Origin of the sequence: [Pseudopropionibacterium] massiliense (assembly GCF_900607225.1) — a bacterium.
GTDB lineage: Bacteria > Actinomycetota > Actinomycetes > Propionibacteriales > Propionibacteriaceae > Arachnia > Arachnia massiliensis.
Window position 1 is genome coordinate 61,705 of the sequence record NZ_LR027842.1, and the last position, 23,164, is coordinate 84,868.

General features: G+C 66.2%; 22 protein-coding genes and 1 pseudogene. 12 read left to right on the forward strand and 11 right to left on the reverse strand.

Translation table 11 applies throughout. From position 1 onward, the window contains the following. Window positions 1-35 precede the first annotated feature (35 nt). From E0E39_RS00270 to E0E39_RS00280, 3 genes are read right to left on the reverse strand one after another with little or no spacing between them, the layout of a single operon-like run. Window positions 36-1,289, reverse strand: coding sequence for a glycosyltransferase family 4 protein (locus tag E0E39_RS00270; RefSeq protein WP_130872962.1), 1,254 nt, complete (start codon window positions 1,287-1,289; stop codon window positions 36-38). A gap of 46 nt (window positions 1,290-1,335) precedes the next feature. Continuing rightward, the gene (locus tag E0E39_RS00275) at window positions 1,336-2,415 is read right to left on the reverse strand and encodes a glycosyltransferase (RefSeq protein ID WP_165444566.1); all 1,080 of its coding nucleotides are present in this window, start codon (window positions 2,413-2,415) and stop codon (window positions 1,336-1,338) included. Beyond that, window positions 2,412-3,737, reverse strand: coding sequence for an O-antigen ligase family protein (locus tag E0E39_RS00280; protein WP_165444567.1), 1,326 nt, complete (start codon window positions 3,735-3,737; stop codon window positions 2,412-2,414). Before E0E39_RS00280 ends, E0E39_RS00275 begins: the two co-directional genes overlap by 4 nt. A 148-nt stretch (window positions 3,738-3,885) precedes the next feature. On the opposite strand from E0E39_RS00280, the gene E0E39_RS00285 reads away from it, so the two are divergent. Continuing rightward, window positions 3,886-5,739 (forward strand): nucleoside-diphosphate sugar epimerase/dehydratase, encoded by a 1,854-nt coding sequence (locus E0E39_RS00285; RefSeq protein ID WP_245988145.1) that lies wholly within the window; start codon window positions 3,886-3,888, stop codon window positions 5,737-5,739. 16 nt (window positions 5,740-5,755) lie between these two features. On the opposite strand, the gene E0E39_RS00290 is transcribed toward E0E39_RS00285, so the two are convergent. The 3 genes from E0E39_RS00290 to E0E39_RS00300 form a co-directional block, all read right to left on the reverse strand. After that, complete coding sequence (locus tag E0E39_RS00290) at window positions 5,756-6,394, reverse strand: PIG-L deacetylase family protein (protein WP_165444568.1); 639 nt, start codon at window positions 6,392-6,394, stop codon at window positions 5,756-5,758. 328 nt (window positions 6,395-6,722) lie between these two features. Continuing rightward, window positions 6,723-8,060: a lipopolysaccharide biosynthesis protein gene (locus tag E0E39_RS00295; protein WP_245988387.1), complete on the reverse strand. Its 1,338-nt coding sequence runs from the start codon at window positions 8,058-8,060 to the stop codon at window positions 6,723-6,725. Beyond that, window positions 8,053-9,342, reverse strand: a complete 1,290-nt coding sequence (locus E0E39_RS00300) for an O-antigen ligase family protein (RefSeq protein WP_165444569.1) — start codon at window positions 9,340-9,342, stop codon at window positions 8,053-8,055. The genes E0E39_RS00295 and E0E39_RS00300 overlap by 8 nt, the downstream gene beginning before the upstream one ends. A gap of 69 nt (window positions 9,343-9,411) precedes the next feature. Here E0E39_RS00300 and E0E39_RS00305 point away from each other — a divergent pair, with 69 nt between their 5' ends. The 6 genes and pseudogenes from E0E39_RS00305 (at window position 9,412) to E0E39_RS00330 (ending at window position 13,945) form a co-directional block, all read left to right on the forward strand. Further along, window positions 9,412-10,485, forward strand: coding sequence for a glycosyltransferase (locus tag E0E39_RS00305; protein ID WP_165444570.1), 1,074 nt, complete (start codon window positions 9,412-9,414; stop codon window positions 10,483-10,485). Between the two features lie 125 nt (window positions 10,486-10,610). After that, window positions 10,611-10,721: pseudogene (locus E0E39_RS00310) on the forward strand (hypothetical protein); the annotation flags it as partial. After that, window positions 10,681-10,905, forward strand: coding sequence for a Rossmann-fold NAD(P)-binding domain-containing protein (locus E0E39_RS00315; protein WP_207302569.1), 225 nt, complete (start codon window positions 10,681-10,683; stop codon window positions 10,903-10,905). The pseudogene E0E39_RS00310 and the gene E0E39_RS00315, both read left to right, overlap by 41 nt. A gap of 8 nt (window positions 10,906-10,913) precedes the next feature. Continuing rightward, window positions 10,914-11,528, forward strand: a complete 615-nt coding sequence (locus tag E0E39_RS00320) for a YveK family protein (protein WP_130872970.1) — start codon at window positions 10,914-10,916, stop codon at window positions 11,526-11,528. Between the two features lie 15 nt (window positions 11,529-11,543). Further along, window positions 11,544-12,773 carry an O-antigen ligase family protein gene (locus E0E39_RS00325; protein WP_165444571.1) on the forward strand — a complete coding sequence of 410 codons (1,230 nt, stop codon included), beginning with the start codon at window positions 11,544-11,546 and terminating at the stop codon, window positions 12,771-12,773. Further along, window positions 12,770-13,945: a glycosyltransferase family protein gene (locus E0E39_RS00330; protein ID WP_130872972.1), complete on the forward strand. Its 1,176-nt coding sequence runs from the start codon at window positions 12,770-12,772 to the stop codon at window positions 13,943-13,945. The genes E0E39_RS00325 and E0E39_RS00330 overlap by 4 nt, the downstream gene beginning before the upstream one ends. 76 nt (window positions 13,946-14,021) lie before the next feature. On the opposite strand, the gene E0E39_RS15940 is transcribed toward E0E39_RS00330, so the two are convergent. Together E0E39_RS15940 and E0E39_RS15605 are read right to left on the reverse strand one after the other, a co-directional pair. After that, entirely contained in the window at window positions 14,022-14,861 is an 840-nt protein-coding gene (locus tag E0E39_RS15940) for a hypothetical protein (protein WP_207302365.1), read from the reverse strand. A 221-nt stretch (window positions 14,862-15,082) separates the two neighbouring features. Further along, entirely contained in the window at window positions 15,083-15,610 is a 528-nt protein-coding gene (locus E0E39_RS15605) for a hypothetical protein (RefSeq protein ID WP_165444572.1), read from the reverse strand. A 490-nt stretch (window positions 15,611-16,100) separates the two neighbouring features. Here E0E39_RS15605 and E0E39_RS00345 point away from each other — a divergent pair, with 490 nt between their 5' ends. Then, on the forward strand, window positions 16,101-16,703 hold the full coding sequence (locus E0E39_RS00345; protein ID WP_130872973.1) for a class I SAM-dependent methyltransferase: 603 nt from the start codon (window positions 16,101-16,103) through the stop codon (window positions 16,701-16,703). Here the strand turns inward: E0E39_RS00345 and E0E39_RS00350 are convergent. Further along, on the reverse strand, window positions 16,693-17,379 hold the full coding sequence (locus E0E39_RS00350) for an ArsR/SmtB family transcription factor (RefSeq protein ID WP_130872974.1): 687 nt from the start codon (window positions 17,377-17,379) through the stop codon (window positions 16,693-16,695). The genes E0E39_RS00345 and E0E39_RS00350 overlap by 11 nt on opposite strands. A 100-nt stretch (window positions 17,380-17,479) precedes the next feature. Between E0E39_RS00350 and E0E39_RS00355 the strand changes: the two genes are divergently transcribed. The 4 genes from E0E39_RS00355 (at window position 17,480) to E0E39_RS15610 (ending at window position 20,610) form a co-directional block, all read left to right on the forward strand. Then, window positions 17,480-18,823: an MFS transporter gene (locus E0E39_RS00355; RefSeq protein WP_207302366.1), complete on the forward strand. Its 1,344-nt coding sequence runs from the start codon at window positions 17,480-17,482 to the stop codon at window positions 18,821-18,823. A gap of 574 nt (window positions 18,824-19,397) precedes the next feature. Next, window positions 19,398-19,946, forward strand: a complete 549-nt coding sequence (locus tag E0E39_RS00365; RefSeq protein WP_130872975.1) for a hypothetical protein — start codon at window positions 19,398-19,400, stop codon at window positions 19,944-19,946. A gap of 4 nt (window positions 19,947-19,950) precedes the next feature. After that, window positions 19,951-20,334, forward strand: a complete 384-nt coding sequence (locus tag E0E39_RS00370; protein WP_130872976.1) for a hypothetical protein — start codon at window positions 19,951-19,953, stop codon at window positions 20,332-20,334. Window positions 20,335-20,454: 120 nt separating this feature from the next. Next, window positions 20,455-20,610, forward strand: a complete 156-nt coding sequence (locus E0E39_RS15610) for a hypothetical protein (protein ID WP_165444573.1) — start codon at window positions 20,455-20,457, stop codon at window positions 20,608-20,610. On the opposite strand, the gene E0E39_RS00375 is transcribed toward E0E39_RS15610, so the two are convergent. Both E0E39_RS00375 and E0E39_RS00380 read right to left on the reverse strand, forming a co-directional pair. After that, on the reverse strand, window positions 20,603-21,490 hold the full coding sequence (locus E0E39_RS00375; RefSeq protein WP_130872977.1) for a fructose bisphosphate aldolase: 888 nt from the start codon (window positions 21,488-21,490) through the stop codon (window positions 20,603-20,605). The two genes, E0E39_RS15610 and E0E39_RS00375, sit on opposite strands and share 8 nt — an antisense overlap. Window positions 21,491-21,667: 177 nt before the next feature. Beyond that, window positions 21,668-22,864 carry a hypothetical protein gene (locus E0E39_RS00380; protein ID WP_245988147.1) on the reverse strand — a complete coding sequence of 399 codons (1,197 nt, stop codon included), beginning with the start codon at window positions 22,862-22,864 and terminating at the stop codon, window positions 21,668-21,670. Between the last annotated feature and the right edge of the window lie 300 nt (window positions 22,865-23,164).

Genomic DNA, 23,164 nt, shown 5'->3' on the forward strand with positions numbered 1-23,164 from the left:
CCCCGGCCCCCGGCGGCATCCGTGCGCGGAACCTCTCAGCGGGTCACCGAGTCGAGCCCCTCGGCGAGCAGGCCCGCGAGGATCCGCGGGGTGTAGTGCTCCTGCAGGTGGCGGTACCCGTTCCTCGCCCACGTCCTGCGCCGCTCGATCGGGGCGGAGGCCATCTCCACCATCGCCGCGGCCAGGGCCTGGCGGTCGTCGCCCGCCACGACGATCCCGGAATCCGCCTCGCGCACCGGATTGTTCGGGGCACTGGTGGCGAACACCACCGGACGGAAGGCGTACATGTAGCTGAACATCTTGTTCAGGCTGATCCCGTAGCGGTAGAGGGGGCTGTCGAGGAGGCTGCCCGTCAGGCAGTCCGCCTCCCGGGAACGCTCCAGCACCTTCGTCGGGGCGATCCAGTCGTCGAAGACGATGTTCGCGGCCGACGGGAGGGCCGCGGCCTGTTTCTGCAACTCCGGTTTGAGGGTGCCGTCGCCGACGAGCCGCAGCCTCAGAGCCAGGTCGGGGCGGGCGGCGCTGGCCTTGTCGAAGGCCTCGATCACGCCGTCGAGAACGTCGCCGGTGCTGTGGTTGCCGAGGTACATGAAGGTGAAGGTGTCGCGTTCGGGCAGGGTCGGTTCGGGATCCTCCGGGGCGCCGTCGAAACCGTTGGAAACCCACAGGAAGGGGGTGTCGGCCATGCCGTTCTCCCGCAGGTACTCGTCGACGTGGGGCAGCGGGGAGAGCACCAGCGAGGCCCTGCGGCACAGCTTCAGCGACAACCGCGACATGACCTTCGCCAGCGGACTGTTCGCCGAGAGCTTGCCGAGATGGATCAGGGTCTCGGGCCAGACGTCGCGGATCTCGTAGATGAACGGCACCCGGTACCTGCGGGCCAGCCGCATGCCCGCCCAGGCCGCGAACGGGTGCACGGTGCTGCCGATCACCACGTCGGGGCGACGTAACCCGCGGGTCATGCCGGGCATCAGGGTCATGAGGGCGAAGATCACCATCCCGACGAAACGCAGGGCCGTCGAGGTGCCGTAGGCCATGGTGCGGACCCACAGCACCGGTACGCCGAGTTCCTCGGTGATCTTCCTGAGGCGGAACCCCTTCATCGCCTGCTTCCCCTGCGGATAGGTGGTGCTGGCGACGATCAGGGAGGCCGACCAGCCGTGTTCCGGCAGGTAGCGGGCCAGGTCCAGGTGCCGCGCGGATCCGCCGTCCTTGGAGGGAATGTCGGCGTAATGATTGACGATCCAGACGTGACGGTGCGAGTCCCGGGGGTTCGGTGCTGCGCTCATGGGGGTCCTTCCTGTGGTGGCCGACGATGCTACCCCGTCGCGCCTCTCAGCGCCGCCTACCGGCCCGGTGGTCGGCGATGGCGGTCTCGTAGACGTCCTCCATCACGTCCAGGCAGTGGTCCCACGAGTAGTTGGCGACCACGTGGCGCCTGCCGGCCTCACCCATTCCTCGCGCCAGCCCCGGGTCCTGCAGCAGCCGGGTCAGGGCCGCGGCGGCCGCGTCCGCGTCGTCGCGGGCGACGATGATCCCCGTCGCCCCGTTCTCGACCACCTCGGCGGGCCCGGCGGCGTCGGAGACGAGCGTCGGGCAGGAACAGGCCGCGGCCTCCACGATCGCCACCCCGAAACTCTCCGAGTCCAGGCGGCTCAGGGCGACGTAGACGTCCAACCGGCGCAGCAGGGCGGGGACCTCCGAGTTCGGGATCGCACCCAGGAAGTCGACGCGGTCCCGAACCCCGAGCCGGAGCGCCAGGGCCTCCAGGGCCTCCCGGTCGGGGCCGCTGCCTGCGATCACGAGCCGCACCGGCGACTCCAGTTTCGCGAACGCCTCGATGAGGGTGTCGATGCCGTACTTGGAGTCGAGTTTCTTGATGGTTCCGATCAGTCCCGTCGGCCGCTCGTCGGGTTCCGGCGGGGAGAAGACCGCCACGTCCACACCGAAGGGCGTGATCGCGACGTCACGGTTCTCGATCAGGGGAACGATCTCCGCGGCCATGCAGCGGCTCGTCGACGCGATCCGGGTGGGGCGGTGCAGGTTCGAACGGATCAACGCCCGGTGCAGCCACGAGGTGTGGGGGAAATCGTAGACGTCCGAACCCCACACGTTCATCACGGTGGGTACCTTCAGACGGGCGAGGTTGAGGGTGGTGCCGTAGCCGCTGGCGTAGTGGGCGTTGACCACGTCCGGTTCGATCGCGGAGACGAGCCGACGCAGCTCTCCGGAGTTTCGGAAGTACCCGAGCCCGCCGCCGTGACGCATCCGGTGGACCGTCACATCGTCCGAGATCCGGTGCTCGGCGGCGGCGTCCTGGGTGGCCAGGTGGACCTCGTGGCCACGGGAGGCCAACCCGTTGATCCACTTCACGGTGTGTATCGACGCGGCATTGCCCAGCAGCAGGATCTTCACGACCTCTTCCTTTCCTCGACGGGGGTCTCGGCCCCGGTTCCGTCGTCCTCGGCGATGATGCGCAGCATCACGAAGGCCCCGAACCACCACACCAGGGCGACGGGGAAGTTCTTGACCAGATGGGTGTCGGTGGCGAACGAGACCAACGACAGCAGCAGCGCCATCGCCATCGGGGCCACCAGCGGCGGCAGCCCCCGGCGCAGTCCACCCCGCAGCACCGGCCACAGAGCAGCCAGCAGCAGTGCCAGACCCACGATCCCCAACTCCACGAGTGCCCACAGGTAGGTGGAGTGCGGGTTCGGCAGCACCGGGCCGAACGGGGTCCACAGGTCCCAGTCGGGTTCGAGACGCACCAGGGCGGACTCGTAGGCCATCCACGGCCACACGGTGCCCTCACCCGTTCCGAACAGCAGTGTCGCCAGGTCCCGGGAAACGGCCGCCAGGCCCGTCGCGGTGTTCCTCGCGCGGTACTCGTCGGTGAGGCTCAGCAGCCGTGAGAACTCGGGGTGCAACACCGCCACACCCACGACCGCCGCCGCCGCGACCCCGCCCAGGGCCAGCCGGAAGGCGACGGCGTGGCGTCGCGGACGCCACCTGAGCAGGAGCACCAGGAGCAGCACCCCGGCCGAGGCCACCCCCGCGCGGGAGGCCGTCAGGAACAAACCCAGCAGGGTGGCGCACGCGGCGGTCGCGTTCACCGCGCGTGCCCGGCCCGAGGCCGCCAACCCCAGGAAACCCGCCGCACCCAGCAGCAACGCGACATGAACGCTCGCCGCCCCCGCCAAGGGGGTGTTGAGACGCTGACCCCAGGAGCCGCTCGCCACCATCCGGAGCAGCGCCACGACCACCACCGCCAGGACTGCCCAACCGACGCAGGCCAGCAGCGCGGGCAGGAGCCGTCGCTCGACGGCGTGGGCGACGACCCAACCCAGGAGACAGGCGATCAGCGCGCTCAGCATCGGCACCACGACGTAGGCGTGGTCGACGACGACCGATCCCCGCGACCCGAGGCGTTCGTAGGCGACCTGGACATGGGTGAGTCCCGAGACGACCCCCCAGGCGATCAGCAACGTGAAGGCCGCGACCAGCCAGCGCCCGGCGCGGGAGGTGCGGGCCAGGGCCCCCGCCTTCAACGCCAGCGGCACGCCAACGGCGACCGCGACGCCACCGACGATCAGGAAAAGCGTCCACGGTCCGAAATGACCGTTCGGCATCCGCCTCGAGTCGACCATTCCGAGGAGAAGGAGCAGAGGGGCGACACCGAAGGAGACGGCCGACCCGAGCATGCGCCATCGGCTGGCCGGGGCTTCGCGCTCGGGCACCATCACCTCTTGAAACCGGGTCGGGACAATGCCGCAACGCTACCACGCGGCACGACTGCCCGGTTGGGTCGCGCGGCCCGGCCGGGCGGTTCGTCCCGTCGGCCACGATAGGATCACGCTTGAGGTTCCGGCTGTGAGGAGTGAAGCGTTGAGCAAGAGTAATCGCGTCGGTCTGGTGCGGACCGGGCTGGCGGTCTGGGACGCCCTGACCTGGGCGGTTGCCGCCCTGGGTCTCGTGCTGACCCGCTACAACTTCGTCCTCACCGGTGAACAGACCCAGATCGTCTTCATCTACGCGGCCTCCGCGATGGTGCTGCAGATCGCGATCGGGTTCGCCACCAAGCTCTACCGGGGCAGGCACGGCATCGCATCGTTCGAGGAGACCGCCCTCCTCGCGGTCGTGGCGCTGGGCATCGGCGCCGGGCTCGCGGTGCTGTTCGCCCTCTACGCACCCTCCACCTATCCCAGGGTCGTGACCTTCACCGTGCCCTTCGTCGCAGTGATCCTCATGGCCGCCGGCCGGTTCATGGCCCGTTCCGTGATGCGGCCGTCGCGGCACGACCCGTCCGCGGAGCCGGTGATCGTCTACGGCGCGGGCAATGCGGGCCAGCAGCTCGGCCGGCTCCTCGAGTACGACCCCGACGCCCCCTACCGCATCGTCGGTTTCATCGACGACGACCCGAGCCGCAAGAACCTCCACATCTCCGGCGCGAAGGTGCTCGGCACGCGCGAGAACCTCGTGGACGCCGCCTCCCGGAACGGGGCCCGCACCGTGATCGTCGCCATCCCGACGGCGGACCGGAACTTCATGCGCGAGATCTCGGCGATCGCCGACGAGGCCGACCTGAACGTCCTCGTCATGCCGCCCACTCGCGAGATCGTCAGCGGACAGGTGCAGCTGTCCAACCTCCACGCCCTCGACGTCACCGACCTGCTGGGCCGCGCCCAGATCCAGACCAACCTGGGTGAGATCGCCGACTACCTGTCCGGGAAGGTCGTGCTCATCACCGGTGCGGGCGGGTCGATCGGCTCCGAGATCGCGCGACAGGTCTACCGCTTCGGCCCCAAGGAACTCGTGATGCTGGACCGCGACGAGTCCGGTCTGCACGGCACGCAGCTGTCGATCTTCAACCAGGGTCTCCTGGACACCCCCAACATGGTGCTCTGCGACATCCGCGACTACGACGCCCTCGACAAGGTGTTCGCCGACCACCGCCCCGACGTGCTCTTCCACGCCGCGGCGCTGAAGCATCTTCCGATGCTGGAGCAGTACCCCCTCGAGGGTTGGAAGACCAACACCCTCGGTACCCTCAACGTGCTGCGCGCCGCCGAGAAGTACGGGGTGCAGCGGCTCGTGAACGTCTCCACGGACAAGGCCGCCGACGCCACCAGCGTGCTGGGCAAGACCAAACGCCTGGCCGAGGAATTGACCGCGTTCTACGCCCACAGGACGGGTCGCACCTGGCTCTCGGTGCGGTTCGGCAACGTGCTGGGTTCGCGCGGCTCGATGCTGCACACCTTCACCGCCCAGATCGAGGCGGGCGGCCCCTTGACCGTCACCCACCCCGACATCACCCGCTACTTCATGACCATCCCGGAGGCCTGTGAGCTGACCATCCAGGCCGGCGCCATCGGGCGGCCCGCCGACGTGCTGGTGCTCGACATGGGCGAGCCCGTCCGCATCCTCGACGTCGCCAAGGGTCTCATCCGCCGCTCCGGGAAGAACATCAAGATCATCTTCACGGGCCTGCGTCCCAACGAGAAGATGCACGAGGTGCTGTTCAGCGGTGACGAGGAACGCACCGCCACCAACCACGAGCTGATCAACCGGGTCAGCGTCCCGCCGCTCGACCCGGCGCTGCTGGACACCGTCGACGGCTCGGACCCGGAGTCGCTGGCGAAACTCACCCACCAGCGCAACGCGGAGGCCGCCCGGGAGAAGTCGCAGCAGGAGGCCAGCGAGGGGCTCGACGGCATCGAACTGGAACGCCCCGAGAGCTGATCGGCTCCTTCACGGGTCAGAACACCACACGGATCAGTTCGAAGGCCTCGGCCCAGTCGCTCTTGACCTGGAGGCCCCGCACCCCGGCCAGGGACTCGTGGAACTCCTTGGTGAAGTACGGCCTGCCCAGTTCGAGCTGGGAGGTGTACCGGGTCAGGGCCTCCCACTTCCTGTCGAGGTTCCGGCGTTCCAGGGTCACGAAGGCCGAGGCGCAGAAGGTGATGTGGTTCCAGGGAAGTTCGTAGCCCAGCACGGTCCGGTGTTTGAAGGCGCGCAGGGCCTCGTCGTGGATGGTGGCATGGTCCTGGTGGAGGTCGGAACCAGAGGGAATGACCACCCATTCAGGGGCGATCTCGTGCTCGAGCTGCACCATGTTCTCCAGCACGTCCTGCCGGTGATAGCTGAGTTTGCGCACCGGGTAGCGGAAAACCGTGCGCCTGTCGTCACGGATGCCGAGCACATCCAGGGAAGCGTGGCACTCCTCTGCGAGGCGGGTCGGCCGTGACCCCTTCGGGAGGGAATCCTCCGCCGTCGAGAAGACGCAGACGTGGACGTCACTGCCCTCCTCGATCCATTTCGCAATGGAGGCGCCCGCCCCGAGCTCGGCGTCATCCGTGTGCGGGGCGAGGACGAGGATGCGTCTTGGGCGGTTCAAGGTGATTGCCTTTCTGCCGGTCCGGGATGCTCCCGGGACCAGGCCCGAATTGTCGCCGGGAAAACCCGAACGTTTTCGTTTCGAGGATTTCCCGAAAGGCGACGCCGCGATGTTGCGGATCTGCCGTATGGCGGGAAAACCTCGCTCAATACCTGATGTGCTTTCCCGGATTTCGAGAGCACCCGATCAGGGGCCCCCGAACCGGGGCACGCCGGAATCCTAGCCCCTCGGATCGTGCAGAAAAAGCTCTCCGAAAAGGAATGGACCGGGGTATGAGGAGCGCTCCAACCGGGGTGATAGAAGGAGTTTCGAGGAGAAGACCTGCCGGTCAGTCGGCGGTCTTGTCCTCGGCCTCCGTGGGCTCCTCGGATCCCGTTGCGGAATCGGGTGACTCGTCGGTTCCGGGCTCGGCCTCCCGGTCGTAGGACCGCGCGACCCACAACGCCAACCCCAGGAACACCAGCAGCATCGTCGCCATGGCCAGGGACAGCGCCCAGATGCCCTGGAGGATGGTGTCGTGGAACAGGAACATCGACACGAACGGGGTGGCGGTGAACGGGATCGCGAACCAGAGCTGGATTCCCTGCCTGCGGGCCACCACGAACAGCATGGAGATCGGCGAGGTGATGAAGTTCACGTACAGCCACGGAACCAGGGCGGAACCGATCAAACCGGCCTCGGCCCAGCGATCCCCGAAGACGAAGGGAAACAGTGGCGGGGATGCGAAGAAAATGATCAGGAACGGGACCGCGCCGATGAGGGCGGACCGCAGAATGCTCTTGCGCACCAGCGCCGACATGTGACCGCGCGGGGTCGTCGCCAGGGATCGGAAGAACACCTGCGAAAGACTCGTGTTGATGAGACTGGCGGGGGTTTGCAGCAGCTTCCAGGCCTGCCCGAACTGGCCCGTCGCGGCCGTCGAGAACATCGCGGCCATCATCAGCGGGGTGCCCTCCGTGCGAACCGCGTCGAGGGCCGCAACCGGGGCGTTGGCCAGCGGCATCTTCTTGTGGTCGGAGGCGGCGGCCCTCAGCGAGGCGATCGGCTGCTCCTTCACCTCGGAGCGGTTCCTGAACCACATGGTGAAGCTGGCCGTCAGCTGTCCCAGCAGCGTGGAGACGATCAGTCCCGTGGTCCCGAAGTGGAGGAAACCCATGCCGAGCTGGGTGCTGACGGTGGTGGCCTGCTGGTTGATCCGGTTGGTGCCCATCAAGCGGTACTTCTTGCGCCGATTGCACCAGTAGTTGAAGATCGAAACTTGGGCGTAGGCCCAGGCCACCAAACCCGCGAAGGGCAACCAGAACCTCACATCGGGGGCGTTGACCGCCTCGCTGATGGGGCTCGAGAACAACAACAGAACGGCGCCGGCGATGGCGCAGAACCAGGTGCTGACCCGCTGCGACAGCTTCACCAGCGCCCGCGCCTCGGGTTCCTCCGGCGGCAGCACGACGGCCAGTTCGTAACGCCCCGTGCACACCGTCACCAGAGCCGTCACGAAGGACATGAAAATCGTGAAAACCCCCACCTCGTGGGGCGAATAGAGACGCGAGATGATGGGGGAGGCCGCGATCGGAATGGCCTGCGCGATGGTGGTGCCGCTCATGAGCACCAGCACGTGTTTCAGGAACTCGTGCTTCGACAACTTGTCGCGGAGCTTCTCAATCATCACGCCCAGATTCTTCCAGCTTCCCGAGGCGCCGCCCGCCGACGGCGAAGGCGGCCACCATGATCATCAGATGCGCAGAGGTCAGCGGCTGCACCAACCACGTCGAGTGCGACATGGACACCACCGGCAGGGTCAGCGCCAGGGCCCCCGCCCCGAACATCACCGCGGCCCCGGCGGAATCGCCACCGATCCGGAGCCTCCGCGCGGAGCGGACCGCCCACACAACCCCGGCCGCCAAAGCGGCCAACAACACCACCAGGGTCGGGGCCCCGTAGTTGACGAGTACCTCGATCATCCCCCAGTGGGCGTTCGAGAAACCCGTGGACCGGTGGGGATTCGCCTCGTCGAGGGCCATCCGTTCGAAACCCCCGGGCCCGGCACCGAGGAAACCGGTGCGTTCCGAGATCCACCATCCGGTCTGCACCAGGTGCGCACGAATGTAGGTTGACTTGTCCTCCCACCGGAGGCCGTCGAGAGCCACCTCCGCGAAGCGGTACAGGTTCCACCCGGGAGGCAGCCGCAGGGCCATGGTGCCTGCCACGATGACGAACCCGCCCAGCAACGCGACCCGCCCCCGCCGCGACCCCAGACACCACCAGACCGCACCCAGAACGAAGGCCATGAACGCCATCTGACCGTGGGAACGCACCAACAACCCGACCAGCAGCAAACCCAGGACCGGCAGTCCCCATCGCCACCGGGAACGTCCCAGCAAACCCCACGCGATCGGCAGCAGCAGAAGCGCGACGACACAGTGGTAGGCGTAGAGGTTCGGGTTGTCGAAGAAGGACGTGATCTCGTTCCAGCCCTCGACGCCATCGAAGGAACGAGCGCCGACGCTGAGCGGCAGATGCCTGGCGGTCACGATCTCCCAGATCGCGACCACGGCCGCCAGCGCGGCCGAGACCTCCCATCCCGCGATCAACGCCCCGACGAACCGGAGGGAATCCGACAGAACCAGGGACGCGGCCAACCCGAGCAGCAGGAAGAACACCGTCGCCACCTCGATCGACGAGGCCCCCGGGAACCGGAGGGCCCCCACGGCTCCGCAGACCACGAACGCGACACACACCGCCCCCACCGCGATGCCGACGTTCCGGGGGAGCGGTTCGCGACTGTCAAGGAACTGCGCCACCGCGATCCCAGCCAGCAGAAGCACCACCAATCGGGCCGGCATCAACAGACCACTGGGCAGGTACAGGGCCACGGCCGCGAGGATCGGGAGCAGAAAGGCCGCCGCCAAAGCGAGCGGCCTGACCCATGTCCTGGCTTGGCTCGGCACGCGGCAAGTATAAGAGGTCCCCGCGGACGCGACTCCTTCGATCGCGTGGCGCTGCGATAGCCTGACGTCGTGTCGGACCACAACTCGAACAACATGAAGCCGCCGAGTCTGGCCATCGGTCCGGCGAACTATGCCGGACAGGCGACGGCCTGGGCGGCGGCCGTCAGGAAACATCTCGAGGTGAAGGCGTGGTCGTTCGCCGAGGCCCCGGCCGGCCCGGATGGGTTCCGGTTCAAGATCGACAAACCCATTCACCGCGCCCTGTTCCGGAACCCGGTGGCCCGGGGAATGCGAAGCAGGAAACTGTTCGGTGACGTCACCCACGTCGCTCTCGATGGCTTCGAGCCCTACTTCCACCTGAAACGCAGACGCAAATTCGCCGGCGATCTCGCCTGGTTGAACTCCGCGGGATACGAAACCGCCCTGATCGCGCACGGAAGCGACGTCCGGGACCCCCAGCGACACATCGAGATCAACGGGAAATGGTCCATGTATCTCGCGGGGGACGCGGAATGGCGCGACGACCTGGCCCGCGCCGCCCGGCTGCACCGCGCCATCGCCGAGAACTCCGGAAGGCCGGTGTTCTACTCCACTCCCGATCTGGGAATCGATCTGCCGGAGGGCGATTGGCTGCCGGTCTGCCTGGACCTCATGGACTGGCAAACAGACTCCCCTCTCCTGGAACGCGCGAAACCCCGGGTGCTGCACATCCCGAGCAAGCGAACCCCTCCGATCAAGGGCACCCAGTTCGTGGACCCGGTGCTGCGGAAACTCGACGACGCCGGAAAGATCGAGTACGTCTGCCCCTCCTCGGTACCCCACTCCGAGATGCGGTTCCTCGTCCACGGCGTCGACATCGTGGTGGATCAGCTGCTGGCCGGCTCCTACGGGGTGGCGGCCATCGAGGCCATGAGCGCAGGACGGGTCACCGTCGGACGCCTCGCACGCCCGGTGCTGGACCTGATGCCCGAGGCGCCGCCCATCGTGCAGACCACCCCCGACGAACTCGAGGACACCATCGTCGCAATCCTCGAGAATCGCGACCACTACCGCAAGGTGGGGCGCGAGGGAATCAGCTTCACTCGCGTCTGGCACAGCGGCAAGGCCTCGGCGACGGCACTGCGCGGCTACCTCGAACGCTGACCCGGCACCGACGCCGAGAACCGGCGGGCTTCCCGATCCATCTGTGGTTCTTGAAACACGATGGGTAGAATCATCCGCGGCAGTGAGGCAGTGAGCCTTGTGACGTGCTTGGGAAGGAAGTGTTCGTGAGGATCGCCGTTGTTGCGCTCGGGAAGATCGGGTTGCCGTTGGCAGTCCAGTTCGCTGGCATGGGTCATGAGGTTGTTGGTGTTGATGTGCAGCAGGCCGTGGTGGAGGTTCGTCCCCTATCATCGGGGTGAGCCGGTTGATGCCGTGATCCTCCAGGCCGATCATCCCGAGTACCTCGACCTCACCCCGACCGACCTACCCGGCGCCACCGTGATCATCGACGGACGCGGCGTGCTGAAACGCCAGAACTTCCCCGGTACCGCGTTCTTCCGAATCGGCGACGGAGAGTGAATCGAACCATGGAAAACGAAGCGCAGAGCAGGATCCTGAACATTCCCGAATTGCTGGGACGCATCTGGAAGAGAAAAGTAGCTCTCCTGCTGTCCTTCCTCATCGTCCTCGCCGTCGGATGCGGCTGGGTGCTCATGAAACCCGAAGGACAAACCGCCAAACAGCTCCTGGTGTTCAAGTTCCCCGAGACGACCGCTGAATCCCAGGCCACCCAGCAGGCCGCGATACTGCCCGCTCTGGTGACCACCTACACGACCCTGCTGAAACACCCGTCGGTCGGCGGTCCGATCCTGGAGAAGCACCCCGAGATCCAGAACCTGGACGCGCTCGCCGACCGCGTGACCTTCGACACCCCGAGCATCATCAGCGTTTCCCTGTCCGTCACGGACCCGGACCCGGTCAAGGCCGAGGCCCTGCTGCGCGACATCTCCGCCAGTCTCGCCGAGAACGCTCCCAAGGCATTCGCCCAGTCGCCGGAATACCTGCGCATCGGACTCGATCCCCTGCCCCAGGTGACGGTGGGCCCGGCGCGTTCAGGACGCGGCGTGCAGCTGGCCGCCGTTGTCCTGGTGAGCGTGATCGTCGGGGTGGGAACCGCGGCCCTCCTACCTCGCCGCTCCTGACGTCAGGAACCGGTTTTGACAGACGCTCCCGCCACCGAGAGAACCCGCCTGACAGAGCGTTTCGCCTCGGTTGATCGAACCGTCGAATGGATGACGGCCGTCATGGTGACGTCGCTGGTCCTCCGGATCCCGGGCAGCCTGTTCGCCACCGTGGCGATAGCCGTGCTGCAGCTGCTCGTGGTTCCGCTGCACATTCCCCACAAGCGGGCGCGGCTGTGGCTGTGGACGTTGGTGCTCGGCACGGTGACCAGCTCCGTCGCTCTCGTGACGGTGGTGAAGGAACCTGAGCTGGTCGGTTTCCCGGTCATCACCGCGACGTTCCTCCTCGTCTCCTGGACGTTGATCGGAACCGTTCTCGGACAGCGTCTGGCGCGGGTCGTGATCACCACCTGCTACTGGTGCTTCGGGATCACCCTTTTCATCGGTCTCGGTGAGATCGTCACCGGCTTCCGGGTGAGCAACATTTTCTACTCCGCCCCGACCACCCAGACGGCCAACAGCCGATTCGAGGTGTCGGCCTTCTACCCGAACTACAACGATTTCTCCGTGGTGCTGGCGATGTTCGTCACCCTGCTCGCGGTGCGCATCCTGTTCGACCACACATCGCGTTTCAGGACCATTTTGCGGGGTTTCCTGGTGGTTCTGACCACAGGCCTGGTGTTCATCCAGGGGTCTCGCGGCGCCCTGCTGGCGCTGCTGGTCGGCATCGCGGCCGCGGTCTGGATCAACCTGCGAATGCGGGTCTCGTCGCGGATCATGTCGCTGCTGACGTTGGTCGCGTTGATGGCTGCGATCGCGGGCGGAATGCTCATCTGGAACTCTCCGTGGGTCCAGGACAACTCGACCAGGGAACGCGGGGGAGTCATCAACAGAATCCTCTCCATCACCCCCGAATCCCACCTGCAGTTCTGGTTCGGCTGGGGCACGCAGCCCAACTATCAGCTTGCGGCCCGCCAGAACTATCCGGGCGAGCTGATGGATCCCCACAATGTGCTGTTGGAAGCCCTGATCTGGTTCGGGTTGCCGGTGGCGCTGCTGTTCGTGGCGTTCTGGGCCCAGATCGTCTGGCGTGGTGCCTGGAGACTCGAACTGGAGAGCTTTGACTGGCAGCCCTTGGCGAGCGTCGCCGTGGTCGCGCTGATGCCTATCCTCGGAATCGTCCCCTCATCGACCTTCCGCTACTACCTGATATTCCTTTTCTCCGCCGCTGCCGCGGCGGCGATTTCCACCCGGAGAACTACGTGACCAGACGCATGATATTTCATCACCCGCTGCCCCTGATCGCGGATGCCGCGTCGGCGTCCGGGATCAGGCCGGTCCAGATGAAACGTGCCTTCGAGGAACTCGGCTACGAGGTGTGGGAGGTCACCGGGTACACGCCGGAACGGGCCAGGCTTGCCGCCGACGTGCGATACGCCGTGCGGTGCGGGGTGCGATTCGATTTCTGCTACTCCGAGTCCTCGACGATGCCCATGACGATGACCAATCCCACCCACCTTCCGGTGCGCCCCTTCCTGGATCTCAGGTTCTTTCGGATGTTGCGCGGGAATGGGGTTCCCGTCGGGCAGTTCCTGCGAGACATCTACTGGGTTTTCCCCGCCTACAGGGAATCGTTGTCATTCCCCAAACTCCAGGCCGCCCTGGCGGCTTACGAATGGGACATGCGAACGCTTCGCCGTCACACGGACAGGGTATTCCTCCCGAGCCTGAAGGTGGGCGAATACATCAATCTGGGAAACGTCCCGGTCCCGGCCCTCGAACCGGGGCACGGGCACGCCGAACCGTTGCCCGGCCCGGAGAAAGGGGCGTCGCTGTTCTACGTCGGCGGGATCGGCCCCGGCTACAAGCTTCACGAATTGTTCGCGGGGGTCAAAAGGGCATGGGAGGAAAAGAACCTGGACGTGCACCTGATCGTGTGTCTGCGTCCCGAGGAGTGGGACGCGGTCGAGCACGAGTACGCGCAATGGGCATGCCCCGCCATCGAGGTGGTTCATGGTCACGGGAACGGCCTGAGAGAGTATTTCGAGCGGTCCAATATCGCCGCCATCGTCGTCGATCTGGACGAATACTGGAAACTCGGGGTTCCCGTGAAACTGTACGACTACATCGGGGCCGGCAAACCCGTGATGGTGACGAAGGGGTCGTTGGTCGGCGACATGGTCGAGAGGATGGAACTAGGCTGGACGGTGGACAACTCGCCCGATGCTGTGGTCGAACTTCTCGAGAGGCTGGCCAACGATCCGCAGGAGATTCAGCAGGTTCGTGCTCGGGTCTTGGCCCAGCGCGACGCCCACACCTGGCGTGAAAGGGCCCGGCAGGCCGTGGAGGAACTCACCGGCGCGCCGGTCCCGGAGGCCGTGGAGGAACGAGATCCTCTGACGGAGACGAAAGAGGTAGCGGTCAAGAACGGACTCTAGCGACGGGGATGGGCTCCTCTTGGGAGTTCTGGCGGTAGCGCAGTCGGCTGAGCAGGCCCGCGGAGCCTCCTGCTCATCATTTCCACGCCTCCAGGAATTTCATGCCGTTGTCCCCCAGCTGCTGGGGCGAGAGCGCCTTGGTCGTGCCCATTACCAGAAGGCGGTCATACTTCTTGTCGGTGATGCACGTCATCACCGTCGTCTTCTTGTTGTTCTTGAGGGAGAGCTCCTGGGGGCCGCAGGTGAAATCGCCGACTTCGGTCGGATCCTTCAGTTTGCCGCGCACGCTCTCGAACTTGTTGGGGGAGTCCGTGAAGACCATGATCTGGGTGCTGTCCGGGGAGTCGTAGAAACTGACTTCCTGGCTGGTCTTGCTGTAATTGAAGTCGCCGAACTTCTTGGGAAATTCCGGGGCGGTGGCGGGCCCCGTTGTCTTAGGGGCGGAACTCGTGGCCGCGGGGGTTGAACTCGTGGTCGTGGAGGGTGATGTGGGGGACGCGGTGGAATTGGAATTTTTGGTGATCAACCACCAGGCGCCCAGGCCCAGGGCGACCACGAGAACACAGATGAGCGCCACCAGCACCATCCGGCCCTCCCCTCCGCCGGGTGGCTGCGGGGGCTGCGTGTACCCGGGCGTCCCGTAGGGCTGGGAGTAGCCCTGCTGCTGAGGGGGTAGATAACCCTGCGGCTGTTGGGAGTAACCCTGCGGCTGTTGGGAGTAACCCTGCTGCTGGGGGGGTAGATAACCCTGCGGCTGTTGGGAGTAACCCTGCTGGGGCTGACCTTGTTGGGGGTAACCCTGCTGGGGCTGACCTTGTTGGGGGTAACCCTGCTGGGGGTAGTTCTGTTGGGGTTGGCCTCCCCAGGGCGGCTGCGCGCCGGGCTGGTTCATGTTGGGGTAGGGATAGTTGGTCATGTACAGCTCCTCGCGAACCATGGTAGGAGAACGGGCGGGTCAGATGGGCGGGTGGGCTCGATAAATGCCGGTCCTACGCCGCTGCAACCGCACGCAGCATCCCCGGCCTCCCCGTGTGGGTCATGGAGACCACGTCCAGCCTCGGCGCGCCGGATCTGGCGATCTGACGCCCCGTCTTCCTGACTGGCGCCCAACCCTCGGGTTTTTGTTGACGCAGTCTCCTACTTCCAGGCCTCGAGGAATTTCTGTCCTTCTGCCCCCAATTCTTGGGCAGAGGCGCTCTCGTTGGAACCGAGCTCAAGAACTCCACCGTACTTTTTGGTTATGCACATCATGAAGTACTTCTTCTTTTTCGTTTCCTTGTCCTCGTAGAAGCTCCGGCCACAGGTGAGCTGCCCGACCTCGGTCAGGTCTTCCATTTTTTTGCGTTCCACGTCGAAAAGGATTTCGAGCGCCAAGAATTGAGCCACAATCCGGTCGCCCGAAGAATTTTCATAAACGTTGCTTCGGTCAATGTTTTTAACGAAATTATAGTCGCCGAACTGTTTGGGCAACTCCGGTGCAGTGGTGGGCGACGGGGTTGGTGTCGAGCTGGATCTTCTGGGCGTAGGGCTGGGGGAGGTGGTCGTCTTGCTGGGCTGTGTGGCTGTTGGGCTGGGGGAGGTGGTGGTTGGTGTGGGTGTGCTGGGGTCGGCTGGTTTGGTGTTGTTGGCGATGACCCACCAGGCCCCGAGACCCAGGGCGATCACCAGGATGCCGATGATCGTGATGAGCAGGATGCGGTTTGTTCCTCCGCGGCCTCCGCCGGGTGGTTGTGGTGGCTGTCCGTAGCCGGGGGCGTAGGGCTGTTGGTAGCCGGGTTGGGTGTAGGGCTGCTGATGGCCCGGTTGTCCATATCCCTGGGGTTGTTGGGGGGATGGCTGTGGTGGTTACCCGGGTCCCTGGGGTTGCTGGGGGGATGGCTGTGGTGGTTGCCCGGGTCCTTGAGGTTGTTGGGGGTACGGCTGGGACGGCTGCTGTGGATATCCCTGCTGGGGCTGTGGTCCCTGGTTCGGCTTGGCCTCCCAGGGCGACTGCCCGCCGGGCTGATTCATATTGTTCGCTGAAGGGTGATCGTTCATGTGTGGCCTCCTAGCGGACATAGTATGAGAGCCAGGAGTTCACGCGGAGGAGCGGTCCATCGACTCGGCCCTCAACGCGAGGCTGGGCCTTGCCGGGCGGGTGACGTAGTTTTGGGTGATGCCGACCACCTCACGCCGCTGGAACCACAACATCCACTACCACGGCGTGATCCTCAGGGAGATATCCAAAGGGGCCCGGACCGCCCTCGATGTCGGCTGCGGCAATGGGCTGCTGACCCGGGAGCTGCAACGGGTCGTACCCGAGGTTGTGGGCATCGATGCCGATGAGCGGGTTCTGAACCAGGCGCGTCGGGACTGCGGAGACGTCGATTGGGTGCTCGGAGATTTCCTGACCCATGATTTCGGCCGTCGTTTCGACGTGGTGGCTTCGGTGGCCGTGCTGCACCACGTCCCCGACCTCCGGGCGGGCCTGAGGCGGTTGGCCGCGCTGACCGCCCCGGGTGGGGTCCTGGCGGTCGTCGGTTTGGCGCGGGCGACGAGGCTCAGGGACCGGCTGATCCACGTCCCGGGTCTGTTCCAGCACTGGTGGTTCTCGGTGCGGTACGGCTTCTGGGAGCACGCGGCCCCGACGGTGTGGCCACCGCCCCACGACTACACCACAATCCGGCGGTTGGCCGCCGAGTTCCTGCCCGGGATGGTGTGGCGGCGCCTCCCGTTGTGGCGCTACTCCCTGATCTGGCACCGCCCCGTCACGACGTGAAATCAATGCCGCAACCGGTGAACTCTGCCTCTCCCCGTTCCGTCAGACGGATCGCCCGGGTGGATCCGACCCGGGTGATCCAGCCGCGCTCCAGGAACAGCCCGCACAGCCGCGTCCCGAGAGGCCCGGCCAGGTGGAGGCGGCGTTCGGTCGCATCCATGCAGGAACTCGCCGCCAGGGAACCCAGCCCGGTTTCCCACGAGTCGAGGAGATCACGGCCGGCCTCCGTGGGCCGCCAGGTGGCGTCGATCAGGTCCTGTCCGCGCAGCTGGTCGGCGAGCCCGACCCCGAGTCGTCCCGCGAGGTGCCGGTAGCAGGTGCGGCCCTCCCGGAACCGGGCCTCGTCGGAGGACGCCCGCAGGCTCCGCGGCGTGGGCAGGAGGGTGTCGGACACGGCCCCGAGGCCCTCGATGACCCGCGCCACGTGTTCGCCGGCGAGGGTGACGTAGCGGTGACGGCCCTGGCGTTTCTCGGTGGCGATGCCCCGGGCGACAAGAACGTCGACGTGTTCGCTGGTGGTGGAGCGGGCCAGGCCCGTGTACCGGGCGAGTTCGCCGACGGTCCAGGCCCGGTCCGTCATCAGCGCGGTGCACATCGCGGCGCGCGACGGATCTCCCAACGCGGCGGCGACCAAGGAGATCTCCGGCATTCTCTCGGGAAACGAACGATCGGGCACCTCTCCATTCTCGCCGCCCCGGGTTCGGTGCGCGCCGAATCATCCGGGCGTGACCATGGTTGCCGAACTCTGATGACCGGGACTGAACGAGGAGGCTTGGATGGTGCGCGGCAACAGGCGGGCGGCGACGGCCGCGGTGCTGCTCGGTTTCTTCGTCGTCATGCTCGACGTCACCGTCGTAAACGTGGCCCTCGGTGGCATCGGGGCCGACCTGCGGATCGGGATCGGGACGCTGCAATGGGTCGTCGACGCCTACACGCTCGTGCTCGCGGCCCTGCTGCTTGCCGCCGGGGCCGCCTGCGACCGCATCGGCGCCCGGAGGGTCTACCTGATCGGCCTGCTGGGGTTCGGGGTCCTGTCCTTCGCCTGCGCGATGGCGCCGACCGGCGGGACGCTGGTGGCGGCCCGGGCCGTGCAGGGAGTGGGAGCGGCGGCCGTCGTGCCCGGGTCGCTGACGCTACTGGGTGCCATCCACCCCGACCCCGCCGCGCGGGCACGGGCGATCGGCCTGTGGGGCGGAGCCGGGGGAGTGGCCGCCGCCGTCGGGCCGATCCTCGGCGGGATGCTGGTGACCGCGGTCGGGTGGCGGTCGGTGTTCTGGATCAACCTTCCGGTGATTGCCGTGGCCGTTCTGCTCACCGTCGGGGCGGTCGACGGGACGCGCGGGGCCGCGCCCCGGGGCCTGGACCTGTTCGGCCCGGGGCTCTCAGCGCTCGGGCTAGCCGCGGGAACCTGGGCGGTGATCTCGGCAGGCGAACACGGCTGGGGGATCCCGCAGCTCGCGGCGGCGGCCGTCGCCGCTGGGCTGTTGATCGGTTTCGTCGCCGTGGAACGTCGCGTTCCCGAACCGATGCTGCCCCCCGGCCTGTTCGCCGGGCGGGGTTTCACGGTGGCCGTGACGGTCGGGTTCTGCCTGAATGTGAGTTTCTTCGGCCAGCTCTTCGTGCTGTCCCTGTTCTTCCAGCGAACCCTGGGTCTCGACGCCTGGGACGCGGGTCTCGCGCTCGCTCCACAGGCCTGCAGCGCGGTTGTCGCCGCCCCGCTTGGGGGCAGGGCGGCCGCCCGGTTCGGGGCTTTTCCGGCGATGTTGACGGGGCTGGTCCTCGGGGCCGCGGGGTTCGCCGGAACCGCGTTCATCGGCCCCGGCACGGCGCCCCTGATCGTCTCCGGCGTCACCTTCGCCGCGGGGTTCGGAATGGCCTTCGCGATGCCCGCCGCGACCGCCGCAGCGGTCTCGGCCGTCCCGGACGAACTCGCGGGAACGGCCGGAGGGGTCGTGAACGCGGCGCGGCAGACCGGCAGCGTCGTCGGCGTCGCCGTCCTGGGCGGCGTGGTCGCGGCCGATGCCTCCCCGTCCGGTTTCCGCGTCGCGATGCTGATGGCAGCCGGGATCTTCATCGCGGCCGCGGCCCTGGTGGCCGCGGCCGCGCGTGACCCGGCCTGACACAACCGGGTGGGGTCCTGGCGGTCGTCGGTTTGGCGCGGGCGACGAGGCTCAGGGACCGACTGATCCATGTCCCGGGTCTGTTCCAGCACTGGTGGTTCTCGGTGCGGTACGGCTTCTGGGAGCATGCGGCCCCGACGGTGTGGCCACCGGCTCACGACTACACCACAATCCGGCGGTTGGCCGCCGAGCTCCTGCCCGGGATGGTGTGGCGGCACCTCCCGTTGTGGCGCTACTCCCTGATCTGGCACCACTCCGGGGCGGTGTCGTGACCTCGCGAACCACCGGCACGCTGAAGTGACAAGGGAAAACGAATTCTCTCGCGCATGTGCTTGACCTAGGGGGGGAGTTGCCTAAACTAACGCGAAAGTTAAGAATACTGCATACGCGAGGCTCGCTTGACCTGCTGTTGAACGCCACTGTGGTGCGGAGCCTTTGTTGAAGGATGTGCAGGTTGTGGAGGTTTGTTCACAGGCTGTCCTCCGAGCAGTGAAGCCTCTGGTCAGACCTCACTCGAAGGCGGCTGCGAATAAGCCTCGTTACTGGTCTTCGAAAATTGGAAAGATTTTACTCAATGATAAAACGAATCACCATTTCACTTGCTCTCGCGATTTTCCTTGGATTTGTTCCTCAGGCGTTTGCTGATGACGGTTCGAATGATGGCGAAGTTCAGTCATCATCTTTTTCTCATGAGCATGAGAAGCTGACAGAAGAAATCCGGACGGTGTTCGAGGTCTATCTCACGCAGGATCAGAGCGGACTGTGGAGGGTGAACGATGCAAAGAGCGCTGCGGCAGCTGGTATTGAGAGCAGGGATTTGGAAATCGCTGCGCGTAATTTGAACTCTGTTGGCATGTCAAACCGTCCAGCGGGTGATGGGAACAGTACTGAAAAAGTTGGCGACGAAGGGTGGGTCAGATGTGTTCTCTCATGGTCAGTCGGGTCAGGCGTCATCAAATTGCTTGATGGCACGGCAGTCGGGTGGCTGAAAGCTGGAAAATATGCGAAATTCGCTTCGTGGCTCCTCCGGGTCGCTCCTCGGGTCGCTCTCCGGGGAGGTGCAGCGGGCATCGTCGGTGGGCTCGTTGCAGGCGTCTTGGCATGCAGTATCTCGAACGGATGAATGAATGACGGATCGACGGCAAGGATCATCCATCCCGGTCCCTGTGCTGATGGTGGCCTACAAAGCGGCCGTGTATCTGGCCGGAGTGACCTTGGCGGTACTCGTGGGATGGTTCCCCCTCTGGCGAGGTGCTCTGGTGTTCCTCGCTCTGGTGCTGGTTGCGATCGGGCTGGTACCCCACCAGCAACGCGCTCGCCCCGAGGATCTCCTCTCGTCCCGGTTCGTCGCGACCGTCTCCGTCCTGAACGGGCTGGCCATCGTGGTGCCCCTGCTGGGGCATCCGCTGTTCTGGCACGTGGTCGGGGTGGTGTGCGTCGGCGGCCTCACCCACGTCCTGTGCCGACGATGGATCTATGAACCGAACAGGAAGTTCCACGAGGAGCAGTGACGCTGACGCTGTGCAGCGGAAAGGATTCGGTTCCTCGGCGGTGAGGCTGCTGATCCCCCAACGAGCACAAGCGGCGGAATGGCCGGTTCGGGCCTGTGGCACCAATGGAGGTGTTGGGCGATGAGCCGGATGACGGCGTGGCGGTGTGGCCTCGCCGATGGTGGTTCCGGCGTCGGTGTCGTTGGTGCCGCCGGGATCTTCACTGCGGTCGCGGCCCTGGCGGCCGCGACCGCGCGCAACCCGGCCCCGCCCCGCCGGGTGGGGTTCGTCAGGTGATGCTGGCCGCGTAGATCTCCGCTATGGAGGCTGCGAGCGTGGAGTCGAACTCCTCCTTGGTCTGGTCGTCGCGCAGGCCCGCGAGCAGGGCGCGGGAGAAGCTGGCGATGAGACCGGGGTTGCGGGCCAGGTGCTCGTCGGCCTCCTCGCGGCTGTAGCCGCCTGACAGCGCCACCACCCGCACCACCCGCGGGTGGGCGATGAGCCCGGAGTACAGGCCGTCGACGGTGGGGATGGTCAGCTTCAGCATGATCTCGCGGCCCTCGGGCAGGGCGTCGATGTGCCCGGTGAGGTCGTCGAGGAGCAGCCGCTCGGCCTCGGCCTTGTCCGGGGCGTGGATGTCCACCTCGGGTTCGAGGATCGGCACCAGGCCCGCGTCGAGGATCTGTTCCGCGACCTCGAACTGCTGGTCGACGATGGCCCGCACCCCCTCGGGATCGGCGCGGAGGATCACCGAACGCATCTTGGTGCCGAAGATGTTGGCCTTCACGGCCCGTGCGAGCAGCTCATCGAGGCCGGGCATCGGTTTCATGACGCGGACGCCGTTCTCCTCGTCGGCCAGGCCCTTGTCCACCTTGAGGAAGGGGACGATGCCCTTGACCTCCCACAGGTAGTCGGCACTCGGGCGGCCCTCGATCTGCGAGTCCATGGTGCGTTCGAAGAGGATCGAGGCCAGGATGTGCCGGGAATCGAAGGCCGGGCTGGTGATCACCCGGGTGCGCATGGCGTGGACCAGGTCGAACATCTCCGCCTCGGTGGAGTAGCGTTCCGGCCCGATGCCGTAGCCCTCCAGCGCGCGTGGGGTGGAGCCGCCGGACTGGTCGAGGGCGGCGACGAATCCCTTGCCGTTGCGCATCCGGTCCATCTGCTGAGTGTTCATGACGTCTCCTCGGTGTGGTTGTTCATGCCGGCAGCGGTGACCGACGGCCCGCGGCGGCGCGGGTCCGGTTCCTGAATTCGATGGTAATAGCTTTCACAGGGGATACAAGAAGCGGGGGTCTCCACGGCCGGCGCCCGGGGCCCGTCCCGGCAGCAACCCCGGGAACCGCGCGACCCCTCAGGGCTCGGAGGTGAACCCGTCCAGCGGGACGGGAGTTTCGTCGTCGCCCTCCCGGAGCGCCTCGGCCTTCTTGGCCTCGAGCTGCCGGGCGCGACGGCGGGCGGCCAGTTTCTTGATGCGCGCGTGATGGTTCTCCAGGACGAGATCCCGGCGGTTTTCGCGATCGTCCAGCGCCCTCAGGACCTCGTCGAGGCGAAGGAACATCAGATCCTCCGAGGCCGCCACCTGATTCCGGTCCTGCAGACGCTGCGCGACCTCGTCGAACGCCAGGTGGAAGACCGGGATGATCTCCAGCAGCAGGAAGATCGTCCCGACCGCCCCGGTCATCAACGTGCGGGTCCTCGTGACGTTCCATCTCCAGCGGGCGCGTTTCCTGAAGGGCAGCTTCCGCTCCACCTGTTTCGCGGTGTCCTCGTCGGTGAGCAGATCGTCCAGGCCGTCAATCGGTTCGCTGCCGAGGAGAGCCACCAGCAAACGGAACGGAATCGACGGGCGGGGCGAGAAGGACCAGTCGAGTTTCTCGAGCTCGACGGGCAGACCGGTGAGCAGGGCGTCGACCTGCGACTCGATCGCCGCCCCCCGCGGCAGGGAACGAACCACCGCGAAGATGACGTCCTCGATGTCCTTCGGGGTCTCGGCCACATCGAAGGCGGGCTCCGGAATCGAAACCACGACCTGCTGTAGATCCATGGCCCGGGCGTCCTCGCTCATCCTCCGGAAATGCTCGAACAGAGGAGCCAGGGGGTTGCTCTTATCGATCAACAGCAGCTGGAGGAAATAGGCCGCGATGTTCTCGGCCAGTTCGTCGTCGGCATCGGGTTGCTTCTTGAGCAGGCGGCCGGCCTGCCAGTACATCCAGACCAGGCCCAGGCCGTAGTACATCGCGCCGTTGTGCAGGCAGGTTTTGAACAGGCCGACGATCTCCTCGACCAGGCGCTCCAGGTCCTCGTCGTTCAGGGAACCCGCCTGCGCGGCGCGCTGCCGGAGACGGTCGAGCCGGTTCCGGAAGCCCCGCTCCTCCCGTCGCCAGCGAGCCGGGTCGTGTCGCAGGACCTTGAACAGCACCCGGGGGGCACGATGGAACACGCCGGGTTTGAGACGGAAGGGCGGCGGTTCGTCCTTCTTCTCCGCGGGAGCCTCCTTCACGACCGCCGGGTCCGCTGCGGGATCGGTCCTGGCGTTCAACGAGGTCATGATGGTGGCCGGGTCCAGCGTGATGCCGATGCCTGCCGAATCGACTAGATCGGTGATGACGTCGAGGATGGTCGTGACGAGGAACTCATCGAGTGGGTAGGTGGCCCAGTCGTCCTCCTGGCCGGGGATGAACCTTCTCGGGTCCAGTGTCCCCCCGGGGTTCGTCGTGGCGTTGATGATCGCTCCTCCTCGCTGCCCGTTACCGCCTTCATTGTGTCAAATTCCGGACCGACGATCCCTGTTCTGACGTGATTCCATGTGGCGACCGTGGCGCTGACATCACGGCGGGGTCGCGGCAGC

Coding starts and splice junctions, on each gene's coding strand:
- E0E39_RS00270 (WP_130872962.1), bottom strand. CDS start 1,289: ATGAGCGCAGCACCGAACCCCCGGGACTCGCACCGTCACGTCTGGATC.
- E0E39_RS00295 (WP_245988387.1), bottom strand. CDS start 8,060: ATGATTGAGAAGCTCCGCGACAAGTTGTCGAAGCACGAGTTCCTGAAA.
- E0E39_RS00315 (WP_207302569.1), top strand. CDS start 10,681: ATGAGGTTGTTGGTGTTGATGTGCAGCAGGCCGTGGTGGAGGTTCGTC.
- E0E39_RS00320 (WP_130872970.1), top strand. CDS start 10,914: ATGGAAAACGAAGCGCAGAGCAGGATCCTGAACATTCCCGAATTGCTG.
- E0E39_RS15940 (WP_207302365.1), bottom strand. CDS start 14,861: ATGACCAACTATCCCTACCCCAACATGAACCAGCCCGGCGCGCAGCCG.
- E0E39_RS00345 (WP_130872973.1), top strand. CDS start 16,101: ATGCCGACCACCTCACGCCGCTGGAACCACAACATCCACTACCACGGC.
- E0E39_RS00355 (WP_207302366.1), top strand. CDS start 17,480: ATGGTGCGCGGCAACAGGCGGGCGGCGACGGCCGCGGTGCTGCTCGGT.
- E0E39_RS00365 (WP_130872975.1), top strand. CDS start 19,398: ATGATAAAACGAATCACCATTTCACTTGCTCTCGCGATTTTCCTTGGA.
- E0E39_RS00370 (WP_130872976.1), top strand. CDS start 19,951: ATGACGGATCGACGGCAAGGATCATCCATCCCGGTCCCTGTGCTGATG.
- E0E39_RS15610 (WP_165444573.1), top strand. CDS start 20,455: ATGAGCCGGATGACGGCGTGGCGGTGTGGCCTCGCCGATGGTGGTTCC.
- E0E39_RS00375 (WP_130872977.1), bottom strand. CDS start 21,490: ATGAACACTCAGCAGATGGACCGGATGCGCAACGGCAAGGGATTCGTC.
- E0E39_RS00380 (WP_245988147.1), bottom strand. CDS start 22,864: ATGACCTCGTTGAACGCCAGGACCGATCCCGCAGCGGACCCGGCGGTC.